Origin of the sequence: Bacteroides sp. An19 (assembly GCF_002160215.1) — a bacterium.
Classification (GTDB): domain Bacteria; phylum Bacteroidota; class Bacteroidia; order Bacteroidales; family Bacteroidaceae; genus Phocaeicola; species Phocaeicola intestinalis.
This window is the reverse complement of the sequence record NZ_NFKD01000001.1, coordinates 156111-180986: the sequence shown is the minus strand read 5'-3', so window position 1 is coordinate 180986 and position 24876 is coordinate 156111. Positions and strand designations below refer to the sequence as shown.

Below are 24876 nucleotides of genomic sequence, written 5' to 3'. Positions count from 1 at the left end.
CATTTTTACAGACCTTTATTTAAACATAAAGTCCTGATTTCCAACGAAATCAGGACTCAAGTCGGGGTAGCGGGATTCGAACCCACGACCCCCTGCTCCCAAAGCAGGTGCGCTAACCGGACTGCGCTACACCCCGAATGGTCATTTTTTCAAAACCGATGCAAAGGTAATGGTTTATTTTGTAACCTGCAAATTTTTGGCAATCTTTTTTTTCCAAAAGCAAACACATCTATTTTTTAAGGCATCTAACTTTTGATGGACTTTATCTGCCTTTCCGCTTCTGTTATTTGCCAAACAATCCGCTATCTTCCTCATCACAGCCTCTCCCAGCCTCCTCATAAAGGAAGGTCGGGAGAGACTCTCAAAAGTCAACCCAAATCAGCGTACGATAAATCCAAAACAGTTTCTTTAATCTTCACCCCCGTACATTCTTGCCCGCATCGCCTTAATATGGTCGGACGCAATATATTCGTCATACTCCATCATCTTGTCAATGATACCGTTTGGCGTAAGCTCAATGATACGGTTCGCCACGGTCTCGATAAACTCATGGTCGTGCGAGGCAAAGAGGATATTTCCTTTATAAATCTTCAGGTTATTGTTAAATGCCTGAATCGACTCCAAGTCAAGATGGTTAGTAGGCGTATCTAATATCAGGCAATTGGCGTTGCGAAGTTGCATACGCGCAATCATGCAACGCATTTTCTCGCCTCCCGAAAGTACATTGACTTTTTTCAACACTTCTTCTCCAGAAAAGAGCATGCGGCCTAAGAAACTTTTCATATACACTTCGTTTCCTTCGCCATATTGGCTTAACCAATCCACCAGATTCAGATCGCTATTAAAATAACTGGTATTATCCAATGGAAGATAGGCTGTGGTAATCGTCACCCCCCAGTTATAATGTCCTGCCTGAGGCTTGCGATTGCCGTTGATAATTTCGAATAAAGCCGTCATTGCACGTGGGTCCCGGCTCAAAAACACAATCTTGTCCCCCTTCTCCACCGTAAAGTTTACATCGTTAAACAACACTGTGCCGTCTTCAGTGGTAGCACGCAACCCTGACACTTCCAGTATCTGGTTTCCCGGTTCACGATCCATAGTAAAGATGATGCCCGGATATTTACGCGAAGAAGGCTTGATTTCGTCCACATTCAGTTTTTCCAGCATTTTCTTACGGCTGGTGGTCTGTTTTGATTTTGCCACATTGGCAGAAAAACGGCGTATAAATTCCTCCAGTTCCTTACGTTTCTCTTCCGCTTTTGCCTTCTGATTCTGCTGTTGGCGTAAAGCAAGCTGACTGGATTCATACCAAAAGCTGTAGTTCCCTGCAAAAAGGTTCACTTTCCCGAAATCAATATCTACCGTATGTGTACATACCGAATCAAGAAAGTGGCGGTCGTGACTCACCACCAAAACCGTATGCTCGAAATCGGCCAAATAATTCTCCAGCCATGTCACTGTATCCATATCCAAATCGTTGGTCGGCTCATCAAGCAATAAGTTATCCGGATTACCGAACAAAGCCTGTGCCAGCATCACACGTACCTTTTCTTTTCCACTCAAGTCACCCATCAGAACATAATGCTTGTCTTCCTTAATGCCCAATCCGCTCAATAAAATCGCCGCATCGCTTTCAGCATTCCATCCTTCCAACTCTGCAAATTTCTCCTCCAGTTCAGCTGCCTTCAGCCCATCTTCGTCCGAAAAATCAGCCTTGGCATATAATGCTTCACGCTGCTTCATGATATCCCACAATACCGTATGCCCCATCAGTACCGTGTCGAGTACGGTATGCGTGTCATACTTAAAATGGTCTTGGCTCAATACTGAAAGACGCTCGCCAGGCCCTAAAGTTACACTTCCCTTCGTAGGGTCCAGTTCTCCTGAAATGACTTTCAAAAATGTGGATTTTCCAGCGCCATTGGCACCAATGACACCATAAATATTTCCATTGGTAAACTTGATATTCACATCGTTGTACAACACTCTTTTACCAAATTGAACGGCTACGTTTGAAACTGTTATCATCTTTTTACTATACCTATATTAAACTTATGTGGGCACAAAGATAAGAAAAAAAGGCAAATGAAATACAGAAAGCCTGCCAGTATGGCAAAAATTCATTACTTTTGCACCTGTTTTTCGCATGCCAGCCATTCAGGCACGGATTTTGTAGCGCCATTTTTCAGAACAAACAAAACATTATATAATTATGAGTACAAATAATCATAACGAAGAAGAAATCAAACAAGGCCAGGCCGAACAGCCTTCAGGCGAACAAACTGAGACAACATCTGAAAACAAGCAAGAACCCAATAAGAAAGAAGACGAACAAGAATTGACCGGTGAAGCAAAATTGCAAAAAGAACTGGAAACAGCCACAAAAACCATCGAGGAGCAAAAAGACAAATACTTGCGTCTGTCTGCCGAATTCGACAACTATCGGAAACGCACGATGAAAGAGAAAGCTGAATTAATCAAGAATGGAGGAGAAAAAACCATCAGTGCCATACTCCCGATTCTTGATGACATGGAGCGTGCCTTGCAAAATGCAGCAAAGACAGAAGATTTGGATGCCATCCGCCAAGGTATCGAATTGATTTCGCAAAAGTTCCACAAAGTGCTGGAGCAAGAAGGACTTCAGAAAATGGAACCAATAGGCGAAGCTTTTGACACAGACTATCACGAGGCTGTCGCATTGGTCCCCGCCCCCAATGAAGAGCAGAAAGGAAAAGTGCTGGACTGTGTACAAACCGGATATAAACTGAACGACAAAGTAATCCGCCACGCGAAAGTTGTTGTTGCACAATAATATAAAAAAGATTTGTTGATATGGCAAAAAGAGACTACTATGAAGTATTAGGGGTCGACAAGTCGGCCTCGGCAGATGAAATAAAGAAAGCCTACCGGAAGAAAGCAATCCAATATCATCCGGACAGAAACCCCGGCGACAAGGAAGCCGAAGAAAAATTTAAAGAAGCAGCAGAAGCATATGAAGTCCTAAGCAATCCGGACAAACGTGCACGCTATGACCAATACGGCTTTGCAGGCGTAGACGGAGCTGCCGGCGGAGGAGGATTCGGAGGATTCGGCGCAGGCGGAATGTCAATGGATGATATATTCTCTATGTTCGGTGATATCTTCGGCGGACGAGGAGGATTCGGAGGATTCGGTGGTGGAAGTGCCCAGCCACGCCAACGCCGATACAGAGGTTCCGACTTGCGAGTAAAAGTAAAACTCAGTTTGAAAGAAATTTCTACAGGAGTAGAAAAAAAATTCAAACTGAAAAAATACGTTCAATGTAGTCATTGCCACGGAACTGGAGCTGAAGGCACAGGAGGCGTGGAAACTTGTCCTACCTGTCACGGAACAGGCAGTGTCACCCGTACCCAGCAAAGCATTTTCGGCATGATGCAGACCCAGTCTGCGTGCCCACAATGTGGAGGTGAAGGCAAAATTATCAAGAACAAATGCAAAGAATGTGACGGAGAAGGCATTGTCTACGGCGAAGAAATCGTAACGGTAAAGATACCGGCAGGCGTAGCCGAAGGTATGCAGGTCACTATCAACGGTAAAGGAAATGCCGGGAAACATAACGGTGTACCGGGTGATTTGCTGGTCTTGATCGAAGAAGAAAAACATCCCGAACTAATCCGTGATGAAAGCGACCTCATCTACAACCTCTTGCTAAGCGTGCCTACAGCGGCATTGGGAGGCACGGTAGAAATCCCCACTATCGATGGCAAGGCAAAAATCAAAATAGAGCCAGGCACTCAACCGGGTAAAGTTTTACGCCTGCGAGGCAAAGGGCTCCCTACAATTAACAGTTACGGATACAATACAGGTACGGGAGACTTACTGGTAAATGTCAGTGTATATATTCCTGAAAAGCTGAACAAAGAAGAACGCCAAGCGTTGGAAAAATGGCAGGAATCGGAAAGTTTCAAGCCCAACATGACCTTGAAAGAAAAAATATTCAAGAAATTCAGAAGCTTATTCGAATAAATACGCTTTTGCTGATACCATCACAGCACCCACAGACGACACAGTCTTTTCAATTGAGAAACTGTTGTGAATTTATCGTGCGATGATTTGGGATGAGTTTTTGAGACATTTCTGCTTCTATGATGAGGAAGATTGCGGTCTGTCTGACGAAGAAAGAAGCGGAAAAGACAAAAAACGCCCAAAGCACACACGAAGACGAATACATCAAGCCAAAAAACTTTTTGTAGAATTCCCGAACAGTTTCTGAAAATTATTTTCTGTGTAGCCTGTGTGGCTTGCGTTCAAAATACCGTTATTAATCCTCATCTCATATGAAACCAAAAGAAATTCCGGTGCTGCTCCTTACCGGCTATCTGGGCAGCGGAAAAACCACTTTAGTAAACCGAATCCTTTCCAACAAACGGGGTATCAAATTTGCCGTCATTGTAAATGATTTAGGCGAAATAAACATTGATGCTGACCTGATTCAAAAAGGAGGTGTCGTAAATCAAAAAGATGACAGCCTGGTATCCTTGCAAAACGGATGTATCTGTTGCACACTAAAGACCAATCTGATAGAACAGTTGTTTGAGCTGATGAAAAGCCAGCGATTCGACTATATCGTCATTGAGGCTAGTGGCATTTGTGAGCCGGTACCCATCGCACAAACCATCTGTTCCATACCTTCACTAGGTGGTGCCTATGCAAAATATGGCATTTGCCGGCTGGATTGCATCGTAACGGTAGTAGATGCCATGCGTATGCAAGACGAATTTGCCTGTGGAGATAACCTGACACGCAAAAACATTGACGAAGAAGATATTGAAAACCTGATTATCCAACAAATCGAATTTTGCAATATCATCCTGCTCAACAAAGCTTCTGAAGTAAAACCCGAAGAATTAAACCGTATCAAACAAATAATCCGTACTATTCAGCCTGCTGCCGAAATCATCGAATGCGACTATGGGAATGCAGACCTCGATAAGTTGCTAAATACACAGATGTTTAATTTCGAACGTGTGGCAACATCTGCCGGATGGATTCGGGGTATTGAAAAAGCTGCGACCGAAGAAGAAGAACGCGAAGCTCACCTACAAGCTGCCAAAGGACATCACCACGATGAAGACGGACTTCACGAAGAAGAAAATCATCACCATCACGAGCATCACCACCACGATGAGGGTGAAGCAGAAGAATACGGTATCGGCACATTCGTGTATTACCGTCGCCCTGCCTTCGACATTCATAAGTTAGACCGCTACATCGCTACCAAATGGCCGAAAAACATCATCCGTGCGAAAGGGGTATGCTACTTCAGCCATAACCGCGACATGTCTTATCTTTTCGAACAGGCAGGAAGACAAAAGCAACTGCACGAAGCAGGCTTATGGTATGCCACCGCACCCGAAGAAGACTTGGTCAAACTGATGGTGCAAGAGCCTGGGTTAATGCGTGACTGGGATGAAAAGTATGGAGACCGCATGATAAAACTCGTTTTCATCGGGCAACATCTCGATAAAGCACAAATCACACATGATTTGGATGAGTGTCTGGAATATTAACATCTCTAACACAACCAATAAAAACAATATGGAAATAACAAGTGCCAAATTCGTTGTCAGTAATTCGCGGGCGGATATGTGTCCGGACGGAAATCTGCCCGAGTATGCTTTTATCGGACGCTCCAACGTAGGCAAGTCCAGCCTCATCAATATGCTGACCAATCACTCTAAGTTGGCTATGACTTCGTCTACTCCCGGAAAGACATTACTCATTAATCATTTTCTCATCAACAATTCGTGGTACCTGGTTGATTTGCCTGGGTATGGCTATGCACAGCGAGGGAAGAAGGTAATGGAAAATATCAAGAACCTCATCCAACATTACGTATTGGAACGAATACAGATGACATGCCTGTTTGTACTGATTGACAGCCGGCTTGAACCTCAAAAGATAGACTTACAATTCATTGAGTGGCTGGGTGAGAACAGCGTGCCTTTTGCGCTTGTATTTACCAAATCCGACAAACAAAGTGCCGGAAAGACTAAGCAAAATGTAGAACGTTTTCTTGATACCTTGAAAGAGCAATGGGAAGAACTCCCCCCCTATTTCATTACTTCATCCGAAAAAAAGACTGGAAGACAAGAATTGCTGGATTACATCGAATCAGTCAATCGCACATTACAATAAGTCCCAAGTCATGTCATTTTGTCAGGAATCAATTAAACACATAAAAGGTCATCCCTAAAAATTTTGAGATGACCCTTTATGTGAAATCAAGACCTTTTAAAAGAACCTTTTAAAAAATCACACCCAACCGGAAACCGGCATTATTCTGTCCATCAATATCTTCACTGGCTAAGGTTTCCGCTTTATTGGTCATATAACTATAATAACCTGCTATGTGAAAACCTAAACGATGACCTTTAAATGGGAAAATGCGCAAACCGATTTCAGGCGAAGCATAAAATCCCCATGGATTATCATACACCCCTCCTGTACCATAATAGGTGGTATAACGCGTATATGCTGCTCCCAGTTTCACACCTACATAAGGCTTAACTACCTTACCATTATATATACTATACGAAGTTGTAAGTCCAAAAGGTAACTGATAAGCCGAACGTTGCTGGTCAGTCGTCAGCGATTCAGTAGGGGAAAGTTGTAAAGTTTGCCTGCCTACATACCTATGATTGGTGTGGAAATTTATAAAGCCTCCTATCGCCCAACGTGGAGCCACATTATAAGTAGCCTCAAAATTCATCCCCCACCCGCTGATTTTATCTGCAAAATCAGTAGAATATGGAGCATTTACCTGCCAGTCGATAGTAAAATGCATTTTACGGGCATCCCATTGAGCATATCCCTTTGCGACTCCACACAGCATTACACAACAAGCTATTGCAAAACTTCTGAATATCATTGTTTTCATAATTTAATCCTCCTTTATTATTTATTGGTACTCAAATAAGCCGACTGACTGAAAGCCTGGTCCACACCATCCAACAACAACTGCATATTCACACGGTTGCTCCCGAACTGGAACCCCGAAGCACTGGCATACCATACTACAGGAATCTGACGCTGATTGTTGTCTGCATCCTGTCCTGTCAAATCCACCATCTCTAAAATCAAGGCTTGCGTGTCATAACTATAACTTACCGGATAAGGATAATACCATCCGCCCCAGCCGGCTCCCCAGTAAAAAGGATCCCACCAGCCTCCCCAATAACCGCCGGAAATGACAGTATTGGTCTGTGACACATACGATAATTGTACACCTACATCAGCATTGCCTTTTTGAGTCGCATCAGTAATACGCTGGTAACCCAAACGGTTCATCTGATTTTCTACTTCACCGACTATAGCCAGTGCATTGTTGTCGGTCCAATACGAAGCATGTATATCACCTGCCTCCAAAATACTATCAGGCAAATAATATGTAACATACTTGCTGAAATCAACGCTATTGTCATGATCGGTATATACTACCAAATCACTGTCCAACTGCCCCATATCCGGGTCTTTCTCGCATGCGGCCAAGCTCATTAAAGCAATTATACCGAATGCCATAAACAAATTCTTTTTCATATCTGTCTTTCCATTTAATTAAATCATAAAAAATGTCACGCCAGTTTCCTGGTCAATCCATCACATTCTATCAAAACGAACGTCCTTTAAATACTGTACTCTTATGCAAAGGTAACAAAACACCATTCAAAGTCAAACGGTTCGAATTAAAATTAGGAAAGATTTCGACCGATGCTTGATTGGAACCTTTCATCATGCCAATTTCCACTCTTGCCGAAATTCCCGCTCCCATTACATTCATGGTCAAACGCAAATTGCCTTTCTTGTCTTCTTTCACTTCATAAGAAGATACCGAACCGTCTACCGTTACACCTCCCAGCCCGTTCGGTCCACTGACTGGAATATTAAAAGCGACCTGTACAACCGCCTTTTCACCATCTACAGATACAAAATTTGTATTCGAATTGACATATGCCATCTGTCCATACTTGAAGACAACTTTGTCGGCTTCTAAAGTAAATGCCTTGTCATTCAAGGCTTGTTTCGCTTCTTCGAAAAGCAAGCTGTCCAATTTGGCTTGCATTTCTTTCTTTTCTTCACGAGTCAATTCACGTTCTGTTTCTTGGGCTTGAAGCACCCCAGTGCTTAAAAATGCCACACAAATGACTAAAGTTGATAAAATCTTTTTCATAATCAATCTCTCCTTTTTTGTTTAATGTTTGTCTATAAAACAAACTCAAAGTCCTTTTACTGCGGAATATTAGATTAAAAAAATATAAAAGGAAGCAGAAGCTTAATCTATATCAAGATTATTCGTATCTTTAAGTGTATAAATCTTAAAACTCCATCATTATGAACAGCATTTCAGATATCACCATACTGGTAGCCGTCATTGCCCTTGCCCTTTGGCCAATTGTATTGTTCTTGATTCGCATCATACACGAACGAAAAAAACGGCTGGAACATCTGGAACAAATGACCAAGGACGAACTAGATGAAATCAGTACAAAACAATTGGTAGTCAGCACCTTGAAAAAGATAGGATGCCAACCCGAGGAAAACGAGGAAGGACACATCGCCTTCAAGTATCAGGGAGACGATTTCTACATTGCCGCCGAAGAAGAAAACCGTTTCATCATGATATGGAATCCATGGTGGGGCTCTATCAATACCGACAACGAAGCCTTCCCCGTATTGAAAGAAATAATCAACCTGGTCAATGTCAATTCGCTGGTCACTACCGTTTACATGGCAGATGAGGACGGGAAAACCGTAGGACTGCATTCGCGTTGCCATACATACTTTTCGCCCAACGAAGGCGAACTGGAAGAACACCTGAAAATGTTGCTCGACTTTTTCTTCGACACACACAACGCCATCAAAGAAAACCTGAACCAACTGGGTAATGCTACCGTAGCTGAAGAAGAGAAAAAGGAACGGGTTAAAGTAAAAGGATTCGCCGCATACAAGGAAAACACAATGCCCATCGAGACGAAAGCGGAACAAAATGCATAAAAAGCATTTGAAACTGTTTTGAATTTATCATGAATCAGGGATGATTTCTTGCAAAGACGCAAAATTTTACGTCTCTACTACGAGGAAGATAGCGGTCTATCTCAAAATAGTTTCTTAACTTTGCGCCACTTAACGAAAAATGATTTCCTTGACATGAAACAAACATTGGAAGAGAACAAAGGCTTACCCGCCTCACTGCTGTGGACACTAGCCATCATTGCGGGCATCTCGGTAGCCAACCTTTATTACAACCAACCATTGTTGAATCGTATCAGCGATGAGTTGGATATTTCTGAATTTACCGCCAATCTCATTCCCATGACCACCCAGATAGGTTATGCAGCAGGACTGCTGTTCATCATTCCACTTGGCGACCTCTATAACCGGCGAAACATTATCGTTGTCAATTTTCTGCTGCTTTCAGCATCACTGTTCGGCATAGCGGTAGCGACAAACATCCATTTTATTTTGCTTGCCTCGCTCATCACGGGTATCTGTTCGGTCATGCCTCAAATCTTCATCCCAATAGCTGCCCAGTTTTCACGCCCCGAAAAGAAAGCCCAAAATGTAGGACTACTCATCAGCGGACTGCTGACCGGTATACTAGGGTCACGCGTGATAAGTGGCATTGTAGGCGAATACTGGGGATGGCGGACCATTTTCTACATTGCGGCAGGCATGATGCTGGCTTGCATTTTCATCATCATACGCACATTACCCGACATGCCTTCCAATTTTAAAGGAAGCTATTGGGGATTGATGAAATCGGTCTTTACACTCATCCGGCAGAATGCCACACTCCGCCTGGTATCTTTCCGTGCCGGACTTTGTTTCGGATGTTTTCTTACCTTGTGGGCTTGTCTTGCATTCAAGATGAGCCAAGCTCCCTTTTATGCAGGAAACAACATCATTGGAATGCTGGGACTATGCGGCATGGCAGGAGCCTTGACTGCATCTTTCGTCGGGAGATATGTACACCGCTACGGAGTAAGGCGTTTCAATTTCATCGGTTGTGGCATTATGATTGCATCGTGGTGTCTCCTCTACCTTTTCCAGAATAGTTACGCAGGCATCATTGCCGGCATCATCCTGATAGACATTGGCATGCAATGCATACAAATCAGCAATCAGACCTGTGCCCTTTCGCTGGCTCCACGTGCCGCAAACCGTGTCAACACTATTTTCATGACTACTTATTTCATCGGAGGTGCTTTTGGGACTTTTCTCGCCGGAACCTTTTGGCACCATGCCGGATGGACAGGCGTCACCCTGACCGGTGTCTGCCTTGCCGGAACCTCCTTACTTATTACCCTCTTTGCCAAACACTAAAACATAGCACTCTCATGAAGCAAAAAAACATTTACGCAAACGACTGGCTGCAAATTCATCCTTATACAACCCTACAGCCTTCCGACATTTATTTCGTGGAACTTGCCAACCGCCTGTTCCATGCATGCATTACGACAGGACTGCCCGAAGCTCTCCGCAAAAAGCTGGCGCTCTATGCTTCGGCATATCTTGAAGATCAAATATCCGGCCTGCAACTCTGGCAAAGCTTTACCGGCGAGCACCAAAGACTATACGGTACCATGCTTCCATTTTATACTATCGATGCTTCCTATTATCCCGATGAAATCAACGAGGAAGATTTGCGTTTCCTGATTTGGAACACCTGGCAGAAGGCCGGAATAACTTCCAGCTACCTTAATCCCGAAGATACCCGTATCACCAACCTGGCACAAAGCTTTTACTCCATCCTGGACAAAGCATACGAGGAAGCACCTGAAAATCCTGTACTGAAAAATTATTTTGCTTCTTTCGATAGTGAAACCGATGCCGACCGCAAATTGACCTGGCTTTTCGGGCACACGTACCTGACCGAACCTTCGATGTATCCTTATATCAACCACGTAGCACCTAACGACCGGTTCATTATGCCAACAGGTCCCTTGGCACTGTTTCTCCACGAATGGATAAGCATACTTTCGGACAACACCGACTGGAAAGCAATAAAAGGATTATTCACAGAAGAACCTGTATTACCTCCACACATAGCCGCGGCTAATGAGAAAATCTACCGGGACTTCACCGAAGGAACCGACGGAACTTCCATTGTTTACCTGAACGGATACGGTGAACTTCGACGCTTCCTGGTCGATACATTGCACTGGCAAGATGACGACAACCACACTTTGCCGCAAATGAAAGCACACCGCAATTTCATTCTGATGACGAATCCCGCCAAAGGAATCCTCCTGGCAAAAGACATCTGCGAATACATAGCCGACAAAAACAATCCGATGTATGACCATAGCCTGGCGCAAGCCAACGCTTTCCGGTTGCTGACAGAAGAAAGCCTCTGCCCTCCCGACCTGCTCACCTACTGCATCCGCAACGGCTTACTTCCCGATGCATCACTTCCAGAAGGGAAAAACACAGACCTGATACAAAAGAATCTGGATTTCATCGCCCGTCACGCTTTACTATACTATTACCGGGGTGACTAAAGACAGGAAATCTGTCTCCTAGAGTATAAGGAATTTACGGACAACACTGAGAAGCTGTTTTGAATTTCTCCAAAAAGTTTTTCTTGGCTTGATGTATACGTTTTCGTGTGTGCTTTGGGCGATTTTTTGGTCTTTTTCGCTCCTGTTCTTCGTCAGATAGCCCGCTATCTTCCTCATCACAGAAGCGAAAATGCCTCAAAAACTCATCCCAAATCATCGCACGATAAATTCAAAACAGCTTCTGAGAAAAAACGAACATAAGTGATAAGGTTGACTTACTTATGTGAAACGCCTGGGTTACTTATGTGAAACAGCCAACTCACTTATGTTCATCAAAAGGTCTACTTGAGCTTTGAATGAATTCCGCAAGCAACCCATGTAGGGTAATCGGTCAGAATGCGGACATTCATTTTTATGATTGCACATACCTTACAGACTGCTCAATTCCTGATACAAGCGTTGCACTGGTAACCCCATTACATTATAAAATGACCCTTGAATGCTGGCCACAGCAACATAACCTATCCATTCCTGCACGCCGTATGCACCTGCCTTATCGAAAGGGCGATAACGGGAAACATAATAATGTATCTCCTCCTCGCTCAACGAAGCAAAAGTCACTTCTGTCACTGATGCAAATGTCTTCTGAAACTCTGCCGTAGTCAGGCATACTCCTGTAATAACCTGATGAGTCCGTCCCGACAACTTCTTCAACATCCGACAAGCATCTGCTTCATCTTCCGGCTTTCCCAACACTTCACCATCAACATACACTATGGTATCTGCCGTGATAATCAATTCGTCCGCATCCATATCCTTACGGTAAGCATCGGCTTTCTCACGTGCAATATATACCGGTATTTCTTCACTTCTCAACGATTCAGGATATGTTTCGTTAATGCCTGGCAACACCTTCACTTCATAATCGATGCCCAAGCCTGAAAGCAATTCCCTGCGCCGGGGTGAATTGGAAGCAAGCTTCACTTTGTATTTCTGTAAATTCTCCAATATCATATCACTCTTCTATTTTTAATATTCATGCATTTACCATCCGAAAGCATCCGCGTGCGACATCCATTTGCCCTGTGCACGCAATACCTGTTCTACCACATCCCTTCCGCATCCGTATCCTCCTTTGCGATGGGAAATATACTTGCATATCGCCTTGATTTCGGGGGCGGCATCGGCAGGACAACAAGGCAAACCCACCATACGCAACACATCATAGTCGGGAATGTCATCACCCATATACAATACTTCCTCCGGCATCAACTCATATTTTGCCAACAGGTCGGCATATTCGTTGGTTTTTACCGACGCACCCATATAGATATCTTTCACCCCTAGCCCTTCGTAGCGTTTCCGTATCGCTTCCGAACGGCCTCCTGTAATTATTGCCACATGCAACCCACATTTCACGGCAAGCTGCAAAGCATATCCGTCCTTGATGTTCACCGTCCGCATCGGCTCACCTTCCATGCTCATCGGAATGGTTTCGGCACTCAACACTCCGTCCACATCAAATACCAGTGCCCGTATTTTTGTCAAATCATAATTAATCATATCTGAGTTTGTGTTTTTTTAGTTTGTGAGTCTGTAAGTTCATTAGTTCAATTATTCTTATGCAAAAACTAAGAAGCTGTTTTGAATTTCTCCAAAAAGTTTTTCTTGGCTTGATGTATCCGTTTTCGTGTGTGCTTTGGGCGATTTTTTGGTCCTTTTCGCTCCTGTTCTTCGTCAGATAGCCCGCTATCTTCCTCATCACAGAAGCGAAAATGCCTCAAAAACTCATCCCAAATCAGCGCACGATAAATTCAAAACAGCTTCTAAAAAGTTCATAAACTCAAGGACTTAAAAACTTATGAATGTTCTTGCTTATCAACTCGTATAGCTCGGCAAGTTCAGGTTCATCAGCAAGCATGCTCAGATGACGGTTGATTACATTTTCGTCATACCGCCTTGCCGGTCCGGTCTGTGCCTCCAAGGGAGAAAGCTCGTGTACTTTGCGTGCCGTTTCGTCTATCAAAGGCAACATCGCCCCGAAAGGCAATCCGTGTAATGCCAACAAATGCTCTGCCACAGCATACATGTGATTGGCAAAATTGCAAGCAAACACTGCAGCAACATGTAAATAGCGGCGTTGCTCGGACGTAGCCTCGTATGCCTTTCCTCCCAACTGCCCTGCCAATATTTTCAAGGTTTCCATTTCTTCCTTTCCCGACCCTTCGACAAAAAAAGGCACCGTTGAGAAGTCTACCCCCCTACCCTTGCTGAATGTCTGCATCGGATAAAGCACTCCATAATGCCACGCCAGCCCTTTCCATACATTCATCGGCATACTTCCAGCCGTATGTACAAAAAAAGCATCCGGATGACGACTTACCAAAGGAGGTATCACTTTTTCCAAAGCCGAATCCTTGACAGATACAATATACATGTCAGCTTCCGGATTCACCATGTCAAGCATTGTCGTATAGGGACAGTGCAACTTACCGGCCAATGCCGAAGCCGAGGCTTCGGTACGGCTGAACACTTGTACAACCTCATAACCGGCATCGCACAATGCCGGTCCCAGATGGGTAGCCACATTTCCGGCACCCACCAATACGACCTTTTTCAAGGACACAGGCTGTCCGTCTATCAATTCTTTATTCATTATTTTCTCATTCTTCATTTATCGGGATGAAAGCCAATACAACAAGATACCTATCAGGAGCAATGCTACAGGAAGCAGATAGCCCGACATCTGTCCTAACAAAGAAACTACCAGTCCGATGTTCTGTATCAACCAGATACCTGCCAGGACAATTCCTACCGACTTGTCCGCCTTAAACCATAAAAAGATAACCGCCGCATAGAGCAACATCGTATCTTTCTGCATCACCCAAGGCAAACCATGGGCAGCGAAACCAATCAGACGGTCGAGCAAATAAAGAAGTCCCATTATTCCCAAGAACACTGCCGTAGCACGATACGTGTCTTTATGATTCGAAGCCTTTGCAGTCATCGTTCACCATATTTATTAAGGTGTATCTTTTCCCATTGCAGCTTGTCTTCATCGAAAGGTTTCCGCTCCATGCCTTTATGCCCAACCGCAATAATGGAAAGTACCTGAAGCTGCAAAGGGATATCCAACACCCCGTGCACAAACTCATCGGCCGACATACCTGTAGCTGTATATCTTTCGCGTACCTGAATCCAACAACTGCCCAGCCCCAGGTCTTCTGCCTGAAGCTGAATCATGATGGAAGCTACCGATGCATCTTCTATCCACACATCGCTTGCCAACGGGTCGCCAAGCACCACGATGCCCACTGCGGCATCCTTCAGGAACGAAGCCCCCGCTTCTTTGCACTTCGACAGCAATTCCAGCGTAGACTTGTCGTCCACGACCACAAATTGCCAACTGTTGCTCCGTTTCGATGTGGGTGACATCAATGCAGCTTTCAGCAATGATACCACTTCATCCTGAGTCAATTCTTCGCCGGTAAATTTACGCATGCTGCGCCGTCTCTTGATTAATTCACTGAAGTTTTCCATAAAGCTTGATTTTAGCGATGACAAAGATACAGGTAAAAACCGGAATGCTCAAATAAAATGCCGCCTAACTTATAGCTATTTGCCAATCTGACCACATAAAGAATGCAGTATATATTTATTTTTCAGGAGGGACGTATTGACTGTCGTTGAATATCCATTTATTCTTTTTAAGTAAGTGTGCAAAATTAAATGATATTACCAGAAACACAGATTTTCACGGATTAGCGCAGATTATTGTAATTTACGATTTGACAATTTACTATCTACTATTTGAGCTTTAAATCGTACTTCGTAAATCGAAAAATAGTAAATTAAAAGAATCCGCGAAAATCTGCGTTAATCTGCGTTTCTGAGCCGACCACATTATATAAACTAATTCTCAACATCTACTTACTACCTTTGTCAGCCGGCATTACGGTATTCCTCTTCAACTGGGTGATGATGAAGAACTGGGGAGAAGTGGGAGTAGCTGCATTTACGGCCATCAATTATATGCTGAACTTGGGGGTCCAGATGTTCGTGGGACTGTCGGACGGCATTGTGCCTATCCTGTCGTTCAACTACGGAGCCGGTCATCTGAACCGTGTGAAAGAGACCTTGTTTTTGGGTTTCAAGACGAATGAAATCGTCGTCCACAAGATGAGGTCGACAGCAACGTGTATATCATCACCAAAGGCATCTGGAGGGCTTACCACTTCAAGAACGGAGAGGAAGCTACTGCCTGGTTTGCCACGCCGGGCGAACTGGTGTTTTCCGTCTGGGGCTATATTTCCGACGAGCCTTCGCGCCTGTCGTTCGAGTCCATGACGGAGAGCGAGGCCATTTGCCTTTCCAAAGAAGAACTGCACAGGCATTTCAACTCCTCCATTGCCATGGCAAATTTAGGGCGCAGGATGCTGGAGAACTTTATCCTGCTCTACGAGAACTGGCTCATGGACTTATGGAAAAAGAATGCTTTCGAACGCTACCTGACGCTTCTGGACGAATATCCGGAGGTCATCCAGCAAATCCCCATGAAGTACATCGCGTCTTACCTGGGTGTCACGGTGCAGTCCTCTTCTTCTGTAATCTCACGAATCACCCGGCAGGGATTTCCCGCGGCCAGTACCCGTGGCGGAATATCCCGGTTCACCACGCTGCCCGCACCGATAACCGCACCCTGGCCTATCGTCACGCCCGGCAGCACACTGACACCGGCTCCTATCCATACGTCATCGCCTACCGTGATGGGACGTGCATATTCCAGTCCCTGATTCCTGCGTTCTGCATCCAGCGGATGCCCTGCCGTATAAAAGCCGCAGTTCGGAGCCACGAACACATTGTCGCCGAATTTCACCGGGGCTTCGTCGAGGATGACACAGTTCATGTTGGCGAAGAAATTCTCACCCACTTCGATGTGATAGCCGTAATCGCAGAAGAAAGGAGAGACAATCGTGCAGTTGCCCTTCACTTTACCCAATATGCGCCTTACCAACGCATCCCGTTCTTCCGCTTTGGAGGGACGTAACTGATTCAGTTCGTAAGTCAGATCGGCACATGCCGCACGTTCCGCCAACAGTTCTTTGTCATAGTTGGCGTCGTACAACTTGCCTGCTTTCATTTTCATTTTTTCTGTTTCCATGTTTGCTTGATTTATATCCGGGGCAAAGATAACTTTTTCGTGCTACAATTGTATATAAAAACTATTCCGCCATTCCCGTTTTTTTCAATATCCGCACCATCTTCGGGCGGAAATCATTTCCCCATTGTTCCAGCATCCGGATAATGGGCATAAGGCTCCGTCCGTCGTCCGTAATGGAATATTCCACGTGGGGCGGAAGTTCGGGATAAATCGTTTTCTCTATCATGCCGTGCATTTCCAGTTCTTTCAACTGCTGGTTGATGACGCGGGGGCTGGTATCCTCAAAATGCCGGTGCAGTTCACTGGGACGTTTGCAGCCTTTCTCCAGTTCGTAGAGGATGCACGATTTCCACTTGCCACCCATGACTTCCATGGCTATGGCCACACCGCAATCCAGGTCTAAGGGTATTTTCTTCTTATACATATATTTGATGTTGTCAATTCGCAGGACAAAAATACACATTTTATGACTGGAAACGGATATAGGGACAAATTTATCCGTATATGAATAATTTGCCCGTACTTGCAGACGTGGCGTAAGGATGCTATCTTCGCACACAAAAAAGGGGAATATGAACAGAATGTTATTAGTAACCGCCTTGCTATGCGGAACGCTGTTTTCCGGCAAGGCACAAAATAATGTATTAACAATGGATAATCAACGTACAAAAACCATCCGGTTGGTCTATCCCCAGTGGCAAGGTGGCGACATCGCCCACTGGATAACGGAAGTGAAAGACCCGGAGCAGGCTTCGAGGGGATATTACCTTGGGGCGCAGTTGCTGAATTTCCTTGCACCGGACAGCGGGCAAGAAACCTACACGGTTCCTGTGGCAACCGACAAGATAGAGCGTAAAGTAACCGATGGCGTTTTGGACAAAGAGGCACTCATCGCGCAGACCCGAGCGGCTTTGGATATTTTGAAGATAACCCATCCCGATAAAATCGTAACACTGGGCGGAGAATGTTCGGCAAGCGTTGTTCCGTTTACCTATCTTGCGGACAAATACAAGGATAACCTTGCAATGGTCTGGATTGACGCACATCCGGACATCACCTTGCCCGGCGATGCCTATGCGGGCTATCATGCCATGGCGGTAACAGCCTGCATGGGCTTGGGCGACAAACAGCTTGTTTCAGAACTGCCGATGAAGATAGACCCTTCCAAGATTCTTTTTGTCGGATTGCGCGATTGGGAGCGTGACGAAATCAAAGCAAGGCAGAAACAATATGGCATCAAGCACCTGACACCGGAAGATGTCCGCGAGAACAGTGACGCGGTCCGGCAATGGTTACAATCGTGCGGAGCATCCAAAGTTGTCATACACTTTGATATGGATGTACTCGACCCGGCGGAAATCATCGCGGCGGTCGGTGTGGTCCCGGATGGAATGAAAATCGCAGAAGTGGTGCGTGTGATAAACGATATTGGGCAGGAAAAGGATATTGTAGGGCTGACCGTAGCCGAACCTATGCCCCGCACGGCTATCCGCATCAAGAACATGCTGGAGCAACTTCCGCTATTGAAATAAGGATTTGTATTTATTGTGTAAGCATTGCAGGGAGCTTGGCATAAAGACGTCCATGCAATAAATATTCGGATGTGGCGGAAACCTATCTGTCCTACTGCAAGAAAAGCCTTTGCCTCCTGTTTGAAACAGAAATGCAAAGGCTTTTTATTTCTCTTGTCTGACCGCTACACAGCCAAGCAAGCATTATGCGACCTTATTGTTTTCTCAGATTCACCGTCTTGATTTTCCCTGGTATTATTGTCAGCCGGGCCGTTCCGTTTTCGTTTATCTCCACATCCGTGTAGCGCGTTTCTATCACCACTTTCCCAGCCACCATGATGATGCCCCATTGGTTGGGGTTGCCCTCCACGGCGCAATAACAGCCCACGGGGCTTTTGATGTTTCTGTAAATTGGTGGTACGACAACACGCCCGTCCAACTGCAATCCCCATTTCAGACCAGACCTGAACGGCACGGCGGCTTTCAGCTCGTCAAGCCGCGCCCTGTGCTTCCGTTCATCGTTTTGCCACTCTTCCATCTTTCGTTCCGTCAAGCGTTTCATGGCTTCGGACTTCAGCCGTTGAATGACACCATCGAAGTCCTCTTCCGCTGTTTGGGGATGCTCGCAGGCTATGTATCGCTTAGCCTTGCTTGCATCCTCCACAAGGTAATACTTCCCGGCATTGTCGACAATTACGATGTCTCCACCAGTCAACATCCCGCAATAATGATAATATGTGTCGTGGTCTCCGGCAAGCAGGCACACGCAGTCATACCCCCACGTGGCATCGTCCTCGTTGACCTGCCTGCATCGGGGAGGTGAAAAATAATCTACGATGCGCACATAATGCCCGCAGGTAAGGATGTTTGTCCCACTTGTACTCCTCCTGCTTTTGTACAGTTCCCGTGTGCGGCTGTAGTAGATGCCGTCCACCTCCAACAGCTGCACGTCTCCCAACCTAACAACTTTAGGTTTCCTCGTGTACAAGTGTCCGCTGTATAGGTCGATGTACATTTCATTGTTCCTCTTGTCCGTAACAGCGATAATATGGTTTTCCTGAATCCTTACGCTTTTGTAACCGGCAAGGCTGTGCTTCACTTTTCCTATCGTCTACCACGGCCATGCTCAAGTTCACCAGCCTTACGATGGCAAAGTCTTCTTGAATATCAAACACCCTCACAAACTGCGGTTTGCAGGTAATCATATTTCCGCGCCTCAGTCCGTACAGTCCACTCGCCACGTCCTTACAAGCTTTCAGGCAAGCCGTATTGTTTGGACGGGACAATTCTTTGTTAAGATACGTCATAAGGTTGTCGTGCGACACTATAAGTTCAAGCCCGTTATCCGCGACTGTAGGAATGGATATAGAACTGTCACGGACTGCCATGCCAATATGGCTAGCATAACCTTTTCCTGCCATACGCCCTTCGAACATCGCTTGCCAGTCCCGATAAGCGGTCGGCAACCCGAATATGTGGTATAGCCCCACGTTGTCAATCAGCACACACGTTTCCTTGCCATCCACTTTCCTGAGTCCGCGTCCTACTTGCTGCAGGTATTTGGCAAGAGAGAGTGTCGGCCTTGCCATCTGGATATGGCGACGGCATTCATCCCATGTTCCTTGTAATATTCAGCAATGTTCCGTGCGTGGCTGATGTTTATCGCATACACGATGCCTTTCTTTCCGTCGGCATACAGCAGCACGCTTTCATATAGCCTTTCTATGCTCGGTCTACGGTTCAGCACAGCATCCATTTCCTTGACCTGATAATCGCCGTCGGCACCACGTTTCGACAGGCCGTCTATGAGCCTTTGATCGTAACTGCCCGGCCTTATAGACACATAGTCGAAAGCGGACAACCATCCCTGCCTGATAAAGTCCGCGATGCTGTCCGAAGTGATGAGCGTGTCAAATAAGTCTGTGAATCCCTTACGGTTCAACCGGCAAGGCGTGGCGGTCATGCCCAGCTTCCTTGCCTTCGGATAGCACAACCACAGTTCCTATTCGTGCAGAAAAATGTAGGGAACACTTGTTTATTCATGCAAAAAAATGTAACTTTGTGCCAGTTATTCGTGCAAATAAATGCGATATGGAACGTAATATATTAGCTCAACTCATTGATTGGCAGAATAAAACCAACCGTAAGCCACTTATCCTCAATGGTGCGCGGCAAGTGGGAAAGACATATATCTTGAAAGAATTTGGCAGGACGCAATACAAAAACATTGCATACGTCAACTGCGACAACAACGATGTGGTTACGAAGATATTTTCGCGGGACTATGACATCCGCCGCATCATCTTGTCCTTGTCTGCCGTTACCCATGTCAGCATCAAGCCTGGCGAAACGCTGATTATCCTCGACGAGATACAAGAAAATCCCTTGGCATTAAACTCCTTGAAATATTTTTGCGAGAACGCCCCCGAGTATCATGTCGCCGTGGCAGGGTCATTGTTGGGCATATCGTTGCATGGCGACACCTCCTTTCCTGTGGGTAAGGTAGACGTGATCAAGATGTTCCCCATGACGTTCGATGAGTTCTTAATGGCCATTGGTGAGAAACAATTGGCAGACATATTGCGTACACGGGATTTTAACGTGATAGACACTTTTGCCGGCAAGTTAACCGATTGTCTACGTCAATATTACTTCACGGGTGGTATGCCGGCGGTGGTAAGCGAGTACACCAGGAGTCATGACATCAGTGAGGTGAGAAACCTTCAAAAGCAAATATTGTTCGGCTACCGCCGCGACTTCTCCAAGCATGCCCCTTCAAGTCAAGTGCCGCGCATCAACCAGGTGTGGGACACCATTCCCTCACAACTGGCCAAGGACAACAAGAAATTTATCTATGGTGCCATCAAGAAGGGTGCCCGAGCTTCCGAGTTTGAGCTGGCCATACAGTGGCTCATCGACGCAGGGCTGGTCTACCGTGTCAACCGCGTCACCACACCGTCGCTTCCGCTGAAGTTTTACGAGGCCTTTTCCGCTTTCAAGTTGTTCACCCTCGATGTCGGCTTGATGGGCGCGATGGTAGACACGCCCCCAGAGACCATTCTGGTCGGCGAAAGCTGTTTCAGTGAGTACAAAGGCGCATTCACCGAGCTATTTGCGCTTACCCAGATGGTGTCCAAGGGCATCCCTGCCTATTATTACAGTGCGAATGACTCGCGAGTAGAAATAGACTTTCTCATCCAAAAGGATGAAAAGGTCATCCCTATCGAAGTGAAAGCAGAGGTAAATGTCCGTTCGAAATCACTACGTACCTATATTGACAAACATCCCCAGTTGAAAGGAATGCGCCTGTCGATGTTGCCTTACAAGGACCAAGGATGGATGGAAAACAAGCCGCTCTATGCGGTAAACTTTTGCCTATAAATAACCCTCGCGCTCCCGGCAACAACGTTCCATGGTACATCGTATGCCAGCTATGTTTACCATAGCCAAAAACAGCCGTTAAGTATAATATGGGACAAAAGGGACGGCATTGCCCTTGAGTTGGCAAAAAAGACGTTTACCGTTCCTTATACATTTCCTCGTAATACTTCTGGTAGTCACCGCTCGTCACGTTGTCCATCCATGCCTGATTATCCAGATACCAGCGGACAGTCTTTTCGATACCTTCCTCGAACTGCAGGCTCGGTTCCCAGCCAAGTTCGCGTTGCAGTTTGCGTGAGTCAATGGCGTAACGCATATCGTGACCCTTGCGGTCTGTGACGTAGGTTATCAAGTCCATGTCCTCGCCGTCCTTCCTTCCGAGCAGACGGTCAACGGTCTTGATGACAACCTTGATTATGTCGATGTTCTTCCACTCGTTGAAGCCGCCGATGTTGTATGTGTCGGCTATCTTGCCTTTATGGAAGATGAGGTCAATCGCCCTTGCATGGTCCTCCACATACAGCCAATCCCTTACGTTCTCGCCTTTTCCATAGACCGGCAGCGGCTTCCTGTGGCGGATGTTGTTGATAAACAATGGAATGAGTTTTTCAGGGAACTGGTAAGGTCCGTAGTTGTTGGAACAGTTGGTTACGATGGTCGGCATTCCGTAGGTGTCGTGGAAAGCACGGACAAAATGGTCTGAACTTGCCTTTGAAGCCGAATAAGGAGAATGCGGATTATACTTCGTTTCCTCGGTAAAGAACTCGGTTCCATAGGCATGGTGGTGCTCCGAACTTGCTTTTGTAGTGAACGGAGATTCAATTCCCTCCGGATTGGTCAGCTCTAATGCTCCGTAAACTTCATCCGTAGAGATATGGTAAAAGCGTTTCCCCTCATATCCTTCGGGTAGGCTCTCCCAATATTCCTTTGCGGCTTGGAGCAGCGTCAAAGTTCCTATTACGTTTGTATGGGCGAAGGTGAACGGGTCTTTTATGCTTCGGTCAACGTGGCTCTCTGCCGCAAGGTGTATTATTCCGTCAACGTTGTACTTCTCCATCAGCGACTTCACCGTCTCATAGTCGCAGATGTCGGCTTTTACGAAAGTATAGTTCGGTTTGTCTTCCACGTCTTTCAGATTAGCCAAGTTGCCGGCATATGTCAGCTTGTCTAAGTTGATGATACGGTATTCAGGATATTTGTTTACGAACAGGCGCACCACGTGGCTTCCGATAAAGCCCGCGCCGCCCGTTATGATGATATTCTTCATAAGTACATTTCTTTTAAATTTCTCTATAATGCTTCTTACTTTCCTTTTTAATCCAGGTTTGCCTCCCCAGTTCGTTCCACCTCGTCTATCACTTTCAGCAGATACTGCCCGTAAGGGTTCTTCAGCATCGGTCTGGCTTCTTCGCGCAGCTGGTCTGCCGTAATCCACCCTTTGCGGTAAGCGATACCTTCCAGGCAGGCCACTTTCAGACCCTGGCGTTTCTCTATCACTTCGATGTAGGTGGAAGCCTCAGCCAGAGAATCGTGCGTACCCGTGTCCAGCCACGCGAAACCACGGCCTAAGGTCTGCACCTTCAATTCCCCGTCGTTCAGGAAACACTGGTTCACGGTCGTGATTTCCAGTTCGCCACGTGCCGAAGGCTTGATGTTCTTGGCTATCTCCACCACCTTATTCGGGTAGAAATACAGTCCCGTCACCGCATAATTCGATTTCGGATGCTCCGGTTTCTCCTCGATGCTCAGGCAGTTCCCGTTCTTGTCGAACTCCGCCACGCCGTAACGTTCCGGGTCGTTCACCCAGTAGCCGAATACGGTGGCTTTTCCTTCTTCTTCCGCCGTGCGTACCGCTTCCTTCAGCATGGTGCTGAATCCGTTTCCGTGGAAGATGTTGTCGCCCAATACTAAGCAGGCACAGTCATCACCGATAAACTCCTCTCCGATAAGGAAAGCCTGTGCCAGTCCGTCGGGTGAAGGCTGTTCGGCATATTCAAAGCGTACGCCGAAATTGCTTCCGTCGCCCAACAGCCGTTTGAATCCCGGCAGGTCGTAAGGCGTGGAAATAATCAGGATTTCCCGGATACCCGCCAACATCAATACCGAAATGGGGTAGTAAATCATCGGTTTGTCGAAAATGGGAAGCAGCTGTTTGCTCACTCCCTTGGTGATAGGATACAGACGTGTACCGCTGCCACCGGCCTATACGATTCCTTTCATTCTTTGAACATATTAAGTTTAAATTTTAAGCGAATTATAGTTATTCCAAGCATTGCCGATCATTGTTTTCAAACCAGTCAGCAATGGCTTCTTCAAAGGTATAATGGAAAGGATAACCCGAAGCGGCGAGCTTCTTTCCGCAAATGTTTGTAGATATCTGGAGCTTCTTTACACGAGCCGGACAGATACCCATCGGACTGCCTAAACATTGCGCTATATAAGCGGCTGGCATAATCAGGGCATTCGGAATGTAAGGAACATATTGATTCAGCCCTGTCACCTTTTTCATAGCCTGCACAATGTGTTCTATCGTATAAGCCGGTTCATAGCAACAGTTGTATAATTCTACCCCCTGTTCATGATGTTCCAAGCGGTACAGCATAAACCTTACAAGTTCTTTCACATAAATACACGCCTTAATGGTATCTTTCCGCCCCGGATAAGCGAATGTATGCTTACGAATCCCCCAATACAGCCGGGTAAAGTTTCCGTTCTCTCCCTTACCGAACACTACACCCGGACGGACAATGGTCAATTGACGTTCTTGCTCATTACGGGCCTGCCATACTTGATGGATTTTCTCGGCAACCAGCTTCGAGATGCCGTATGGAGTATTTGGAGTAGGCAAAGTAGTTTCTTCCTTCAATGCTTCCGCAGCCCCGTATGGAGCGATGGAACTAGTGAAAACTATCTTCTTGATGCCATGTTTTTCTGCAAACGCACACACATTCTCAGCCCCTCGGATATTTGTTTCGAAATACTCATGGTCAGGATGTCCCGGCGTGCGGTGCACTGCGGCAAAGTTGAAGATGATGTCTTCACTCGATACAGGCACGTCCAGTTCGATAGGCTTTCTTACATCGCAATAAATAAAGGTAGATTGTAATGTCTTGCCTTTTTTTAATGGAGAGTGGTAATGCCCTTTTACTGCAGGAAGCGGAGTGCCGGGTTCTACAATATCCAAATTATAAATATTCGCTTCGGGATGTACTTCTTTTAAGAGATTAGTAAGATGTGTACCGATAAATCCAGTACCTCCAGTGATAAAATAGTTCATATT

Annotated in this window: 29 protein-coding genes, 1 tRNA gene and 1 pseudogene; 11 read left to right on the top strand and 20 right to left on the bottom strand. The window is 45.8% G+C overall.

Annotation, left to right across the window (positions count from 1 at the left end; all coding sequences use genetic code 11):
• Window positions 1–61 precede the first annotated feature (61 nt).
• Together B5F25_RS00970 and B5F25_RS00965 are read right to left on the bottom strand one after the other, a co-directional pair.
• Window positions 62–136, bottom strand: a tRNA-Pro gene (locus B5F25_RS00970).
• 272 nt (window positions 137–408) lie between these two features.
• Window positions 409–2031 (bottom strand): ATP-binding cassette domain-containing protein, encoded by a 1623-nt coding sequence (locus B5F25_RS00965; protein WP_087208120.1) that lies wholly within the window; start codon window positions 2029–2031, stop codon window positions 409–411.
• Window positions 2032–2215: 184 nt separating this feature from the next.
• Between B5F25_RS00965 and B5F25_RS00960 the strand changes: the two genes are divergently transcribed.
• From B5F25_RS00960 to yihA, 5 genes are all read left to right on the top strand, one after another.
• Window positions 2216–2815, top strand: coding sequence for a nucleotide exchange factor GrpE (locus B5F25_RS00960; protein WP_087247030.1), 600 nt, complete (start codon window positions 2216–2218; stop codon window positions 2813–2815).
• Window positions 2816–2835: 20 nt separating this feature from the next.
• On the top strand, window positions 2836–4008 hold the full coding sequence (gene dnaJ / locus B5F25_RS00955; protein ID WP_087247028.1) for a molecular chaperone DnaJ: 1173 nt from the start codon (window positions 2836–2838) through the stop codon (window positions 4006–4008).
• An 82-nt stretch (window positions 4009–4090) separates the two neighbouring features.
• Complete coding sequence (locus tag B5F25_RS21450; protein ID WP_158098037.1) at window positions 4091–4255, top strand: hypothetical protein; 165 nt, start codon at window positions 4091–4093, stop codon at window positions 4253–4255.
• 64 nt (window positions 4256–4319) lie between these two features.
• Complete coding sequence (locus B5F25_RS00950; protein ID WP_087247026.1) at window positions 4320–5552, top strand: GTP-binding protein; 1233 nt, start codon at window positions 4320–4322, stop codon at window positions 5550–5552.
• Window positions 5553–5580: 28 nt separating this feature from the next.
• Window positions 5581–6180 (top strand): ribosome biogenesis GTP-binding protein YihA/YsxC, encoded by a 600-nt coding sequence (gene yihA, locus B5F25_RS00945; RefSeq protein WP_087247024.1) that lies wholly within the window; start codon window positions 5581–5583, stop codon window positions 6178–6180.
• Between the two features lie 109 nt (window positions 6181–6289).
• Here yihA and B5F25_RS00940 read toward each other — a convergent pair whose 3' ends face one another.
• The 3 genes from B5F25_RS00940 to B5F25_RS00930 form a co-directional block, all read right to left on the bottom strand.
• Complete coding sequence (locus tag B5F25_RS00940) at window positions 6290–6922, bottom strand: outer membrane beta-barrel protein (protein WP_087208129.1); 633 nt, start codon at window positions 6920–6922, stop codon at window positions 6290–6292.
• A 17-nt stretch (window positions 6923–6939) separates the two neighbouring features.
• Window positions 6940–7581 (bottom strand): DUF4136 domain-containing protein, encoded by a 642-nt coding sequence (locus B5F25_RS00935; RefSeq protein ID WP_087247022.1) that lies wholly within the window; start codon window positions 7579–7581, stop codon window positions 6940–6942.
• Window positions 7582–7651: 70 nt separating this feature from the next.
• Complete coding sequence (locus tag B5F25_RS00930) at window positions 7652–8212, bottom strand: DUF4251 domain-containing protein (protein WP_022039414.1); 561 nt, start codon at window positions 8210–8212, stop codon at window positions 7652–7654.
• Window positions 8213–8382: 170 nt separating this feature from the next.
• Here B5F25_RS00930 and B5F25_RS00925 point away from each other — a divergent pair, with 170 nt between their 5' ends.
• The 3 genes from B5F25_RS00925 to B5F25_RS00915 all read left to right on the top strand — a co-directional run bounded on the left by B5F25_RS00925 (window position 8383) and on the right by B5F25_RS00915 (window position 11543).
• Window positions 8383–9036, top strand: coding sequence for a YbjN domain-containing protein (locus B5F25_RS00925; protein ID WP_162608568.1), 654 nt, complete (start codon window positions 8383–8385; stop codon window positions 9034–9036).
• 153 nt (window positions 9037–9189) lie between these two features.
• Window positions 9190–10365, top strand: coding sequence for an MFS transporter (locus tag B5F25_RS00920; protein WP_022039412.1), 1176 nt, complete (start codon window positions 9190–9192; stop codon window positions 10363–10365).
• Between the two features lie 14 nt (window positions 10366–10379).
• Window positions 10380–11543: a DUF3843 family protein gene (locus B5F25_RS00915; protein ID WP_087247020.1), complete on the top strand. Its 1164-nt coding sequence runs from the start codon at window positions 10380–10382 to the stop codon at window positions 11541–11543.
• 34 nt (window positions 11544–11577) lie between these two features.
• On the opposite strand, the gene B5F25_RS21445 is transcribed toward B5F25_RS00915, so the two are convergent.
• The 7 genes from B5F25_RS21445 to B5F25_RS00885 all read right to left on the bottom strand — a co-directional run bounded on the left by B5F25_RS21445 (window position 11578) and on the right by B5F25_RS00885 (window position 15083).
• Window positions 11578–11760 (bottom strand): hypothetical protein, encoded by a 183-nt coding sequence (locus tag B5F25_RS21445; protein ID WP_162608579.1) that lies wholly within the window; start codon window positions 11758–11760, stop codon window positions 11578–11580.
• Between the two features lie 212 nt (window positions 11761–11972).
• Window positions 11973–12554 (bottom strand): Maf-like protein, encoded by a 582-nt coding sequence (locus tag B5F25_RS00910; protein ID WP_191763679.1) that lies wholly within the window; start codon window positions 12552–12554, stop codon window positions 11973–11975.
• A 33-nt stretch (window positions 12555–12587) separates the two neighbouring features.
• Entirely contained in the window at window positions 12588–13106 is a 519-nt protein-coding gene (locus B5F25_RS00905) for an HAD-IIIA family hydrolase (protein WP_022040865.1), read from the bottom strand.
• A gap of 68 nt (window positions 13107–13174) precedes the next feature.
• Window positions 13175–13327 (bottom strand): hypothetical protein, encoded by a 153-nt coding sequence (locus tag B5F25_RS21440; protein ID WP_158098054.1) that lies wholly within the window; start codon window positions 13325–13327, stop codon window positions 13175–13177.
• A 59-nt stretch (window positions 13328–13386) separates the two neighbouring features.
• Window positions 13387–14199: a Rossmann-like and DUF2520 domain-containing protein gene (locus tag B5F25_RS00895; protein WP_206423520.1), complete on the bottom strand. Its 813-nt coding sequence runs from the start codon at window positions 14197–14199 to the stop codon at window positions 13387–13389.
• An 18-nt stretch (window positions 14200–14217) separates the two neighbouring features.
• A complete protein-coding gene (locus B5F25_RS00890; RefSeq protein ID WP_022040863.1) occupies window positions 14218–14550 on the bottom strand; it encodes a hypothetical protein in 333 nt (110 codons plus the stop codon).
• Entirely contained in the window at window positions 14547–15083 is a 537-nt protein-coding gene (locus tag B5F25_RS00885; protein WP_022040862.1) for a nitroreductase family protein, read from the bottom strand. The genes B5F25_RS00890 and B5F25_RS00885 overlap by 4 nt, the downstream gene beginning before the upstream one ends.
• Before the next feature lie 399 nt (window positions 15084–15482).
• Here B5F25_RS00885 and B5F25_RS21015 point away from each other — a divergent pair, with 399 nt between their 5' ends.
• Complete coding sequence (locus B5F25_RS21015) at window positions 15483–15890, top strand: MATE family efflux transporter (protein ID WP_140406835.1); 408 nt, start codon at window positions 15483–15485, stop codon at window positions 15888–15890.
• 223 nt (window positions 15891–16113) lie between these two features.
• On the opposite strand, the gene B5F25_RS00875 is transcribed toward B5F25_RS21015, so the two are convergent.
• Together B5F25_RS00875 and B5F25_RS00870 are read right to left on the bottom strand one after the other, a co-directional pair.
• On the bottom strand, window positions 16114–16704 hold the full coding sequence (locus B5F25_RS00875; RefSeq protein WP_022040859.1) for a sugar O-acetyltransferase: 591 nt from the start codon (window positions 16702–16704) through the stop codon (window positions 16114–16116).
• Between the two features lie 61 nt (window positions 16705–16765).
• Window positions 16766–17128 (bottom strand): helix-turn-helix domain-containing protein, encoded by a 363-nt coding sequence (locus B5F25_RS00870; RefSeq protein WP_087247012.1) that lies wholly within the window; start codon window positions 17126–17128, stop codon window positions 16766–16768.
• Between the two features lie 226 nt (window positions 17129–17354).
• Between B5F25_RS00870 and B5F25_RS00865 the strand changes: the two genes are divergently transcribed.
• Window positions 17355–18236, top strand: coding sequence for an arginase family protein (locus B5F25_RS00865; protein ID WP_241148326.1), 882 nt, complete (start codon window positions 17355–17357; stop codon window positions 18234–18236).
• A 193-nt stretch (window positions 18237–18429) separates the two neighbouring features.
• Here the strand turns inward: B5F25_RS00865 and B5F25_RS00860 are convergent, their stop codons facing one another.
• Genes B5F25_RS00860 through B5F25_RS00850 form a run of 3 tightly spaced genes read right to left on the bottom strand, consistent with a single transcriptional unit; the run spans window position 18430 to window position 20208 of the window.
• Window positions 18430–19230, bottom strand: coding sequence for a hypothetical protein (locus B5F25_RS00860; protein ID WP_140406834.1), 801 nt, complete (start codon window positions 19228–19230; stop codon window positions 18430–18432).
• Between the two features lies 1 nt (window position 19231).
• Entirely contained in the window at window positions 19232–19804 is a 573-nt protein-coding gene (locus B5F25_RS00855) for a hypothetical protein (RefSeq protein ID WP_140406833.1), read from the bottom strand.
• Window positions 19759–20208 carry a hypothetical protein gene (locus B5F25_RS00850; RefSeq protein ID WP_087208329.1) on the bottom strand — a complete coding sequence of 150 codons (450 nt, stop codon included), beginning with the start codon at window positions 20206–20208 and terminating at the stop codon, window positions 19759–19761. The genes B5F25_RS00855 and B5F25_RS00850 overlap by 46 nt, the downstream gene beginning before the upstream one ends.
• 98 nt (window positions 20209–20306) lie before the next feature.
• Here B5F25_RS00850 and B5F25_RS00845 point away from each other — a divergent pair, with 98 nt between their 5' ends.
• Window positions 20307–21596, top strand: a complete 1290-nt coding sequence (locus B5F25_RS00845; protein ID WP_087247004.1) for an ATP-binding protein — start codon at window positions 20307–20309, stop codon at window positions 21594–21596.
• A gap of 136 nt (window positions 21597–21732) precedes the next feature.
• Here B5F25_RS00845 and B5F25_RS00840 read toward each other — a convergent pair whose 3' ends face one another.
• The 3 genes and pseudogenes from B5F25_RS00840 to B5F25_RS00830 form a co-directional block, all read right to left on the bottom strand.
• The gene (locus B5F25_RS00840; protein ID WP_087247002.1) at window positions 21733–22863 is read right to left on the bottom strand and encodes a dTDP-glucose 4,6-dehydratase; all 1131 of its coding nucleotides are present in this window, start codon (window positions 22861–22863) and stop codon (window positions 21733–21735) included.
• Between the two features lie 47 nt (window positions 22864–22910).
• Window positions 22911–23816: pseudogene (gene rfbA / locus B5F25_RS00835) on the bottom strand (glucose-1-phosphate thymidylyltransferase RfbA).
• A 40-nt stretch (window positions 23817–23856) separates the two neighbouring features.
• Window positions 23857–24873: an NAD(P)-dependent oxidoreductase gene (locus B5F25_RS00830; protein WP_087247000.1), complete on the bottom strand. Its 1017-nt coding sequence runs from the start codon at window positions 24871–24873 to the stop codon at window positions 23857–23859.
• Window positions 24874–24876 lie beyond the last annotated feature (3 nt).

What these genes read in the sequence shown, in the direction of transcription:
- B5F25_RS00885 (WP_022040862.1), bottom strand. Translation starts at nt 15,083, where the DNA reads ATGGAAAACTTCAGTGAATTAATCAAGAGACGGCGCAGCATGCGTAAA.
- B5F25_RS00960 (WP_087247030.1), top strand. Translation starts at nt 2,216, where the DNA reads ATGAGTACAAATAATCATAACGAAGAAGAAATCAAACAAGGCCAGGCC.
- B5F25_RS00855 (WP_140406833.1), bottom strand. Translation starts at nt 19,804, where the DNA reads ATGGCAAGGCCGACACTCTCTCTTGCCAAATACCTGCAGCAAGTAGGA.
- B5F25_RS00840 (WP_087247002.1), bottom strand. Translation starts at nt 22,863, where the DNA reads ATGAAGAATATCATCATAACGGGCGGCGCGGGCTTTATCGGAAGCCAC.
- B5F25_RS21450 (WP_158098037.1), top strand. Translation starts at nt 4,091, where the DNA reads ATGATTTGGGATGAGTTTTTGAGACATTTCTGCTTCTATGATGAGGAA.
- B5F25_RS00905 (WP_022040865.1), bottom strand. Translation starts at nt 13,106, where the DNA reads ATGATTAATTATGATTTGACAAAAATACGGGCACTGGTATTTGATGTG.
- B5F25_RS00845 (WP_087247004.1), top strand. Translation starts at nt 20,307, where the DNA reads ATGGAACGTAATATATTAGCTCAACTCATTGATTGGCAGAATAAAACC.
- B5F25_RS00940 (WP_087208129.1), bottom strand. Translation starts at nt 6,922, where the DNA reads ATGAAAACAATGATATTCAGAAGTTTTGCAATAGCTTGTTGTGTAATG.
- B5F25_RS00830 (WP_087247000.1), bottom strand. Translation starts at nt 24,873, where the DNA reads ATGAACTATTTTATCACTGGAGGTACTGGATTTATCGGTACACATCTT.
- B5F25_RS00935 (WP_087247022.1), bottom strand. Translation starts at nt 7,581, where the DNA reads ATGAAAAAGAATTTGTTTATGGCATTCGGTATAATTGCTTTAATGAGC.
- B5F25_RS21445 (WP_162608579.1), bottom strand. Translation starts at nt 11,760, where the DNA reads ATGATTTGGGATGAGTTTTTGAGGCATTTTCGCTTCTGTGATGAGGAA.
- B5F25_RS00875 (WP_022040859.1), bottom strand. Translation starts at nt 16,704, where the DNA reads ATGGAAACAGAAAAAATGAAAATGAAAGCAGGCAAGTTGTACGACGCC.
- B5F25_RS00920 (WP_022039412.1), top strand. Translation starts at nt 9,190, where the DNA reads ATGAAACAAACATTGGAAGAGAACAAAGGCTTACCCGCCTCACTGCTG.
- B5F25_RS00865 (WP_241148326.1), top strand. Translation starts at nt 17,355, where the DNA reads ATGGATAATCAACGTACAAAAACCATCCGGTTGGTCTATCCCCAGTGG.
- B5F25_RS00870 (WP_087247012.1), bottom strand. Translation starts at nt 17,128, where the DNA reads ATGTATAAGAAGAAAATACCCTTAGACCTGGATTGCGGTGTGGCCATA.
- B5F25_RS00915 (WP_087247020.1), top strand. Translation starts at nt 10,380, where the DNA reads ATGAAGCAAAAAAACATTTACGCAAACGACTGGCTGCAAATTCATCCT.
- dnaJ (WP_087247028.1), top strand. Translation starts at nt 2,836, where the DNA reads ATGGCAAAAAGAGACTACTATGAAGTATTAGGGGTCGACAAGTCGGCC.
- yihA (WP_087247024.1), top strand. Translation starts at nt 5,581, where the DNA reads ATGGAAATAACAAGTGCCAAATTCGTTGTCAGTAATTCGCGGGCGGAT.
- B5F25_RS00890 (WP_022040863.1), bottom strand. Translation starts at nt 14,550, where the DNA reads ATGACTGCAAAGGCTTCGAATCATAAAGACACGTATCGTGCTACGGCA.
- B5F25_RS00860 (WP_140406834.1), bottom strand. Translation starts at nt 19,230, where the DNA reads ATGTACATCGACCTATACAGCGGACACTTGTACACGAGGAAACCTAAA.
- B5F25_RS00965 (WP_087208120.1), bottom strand. Translation starts at nt 2,031, where the DNA reads ATGATAACAGTTTCAAACGTAGCCGTTCAATTTGGTAAAAGAGTGTTG.
- B5F25_RS00950 (WP_087247026.1), top strand. Translation starts at nt 4,320, where the DNA reads ATGAAACCAAAAGAAATTCCGGTGCTGCTCCTTACCGGCTATCTGGGC.
- B5F25_RS00895 (WP_206423520.1), bottom strand. Translation starts at nt 14,199, where the DNA reads ATGAATAAAGAATTGATAGACGGACAGCCTGTGTCCTTGAAAAAGGTC.
- B5F25_RS00930 (WP_022039414.1), bottom strand. Translation starts at nt 8,212, where the DNA reads ATGAAAAAGATTTTATCAACTTTAGTCATTTGTGTGGCATTTTTAAGC.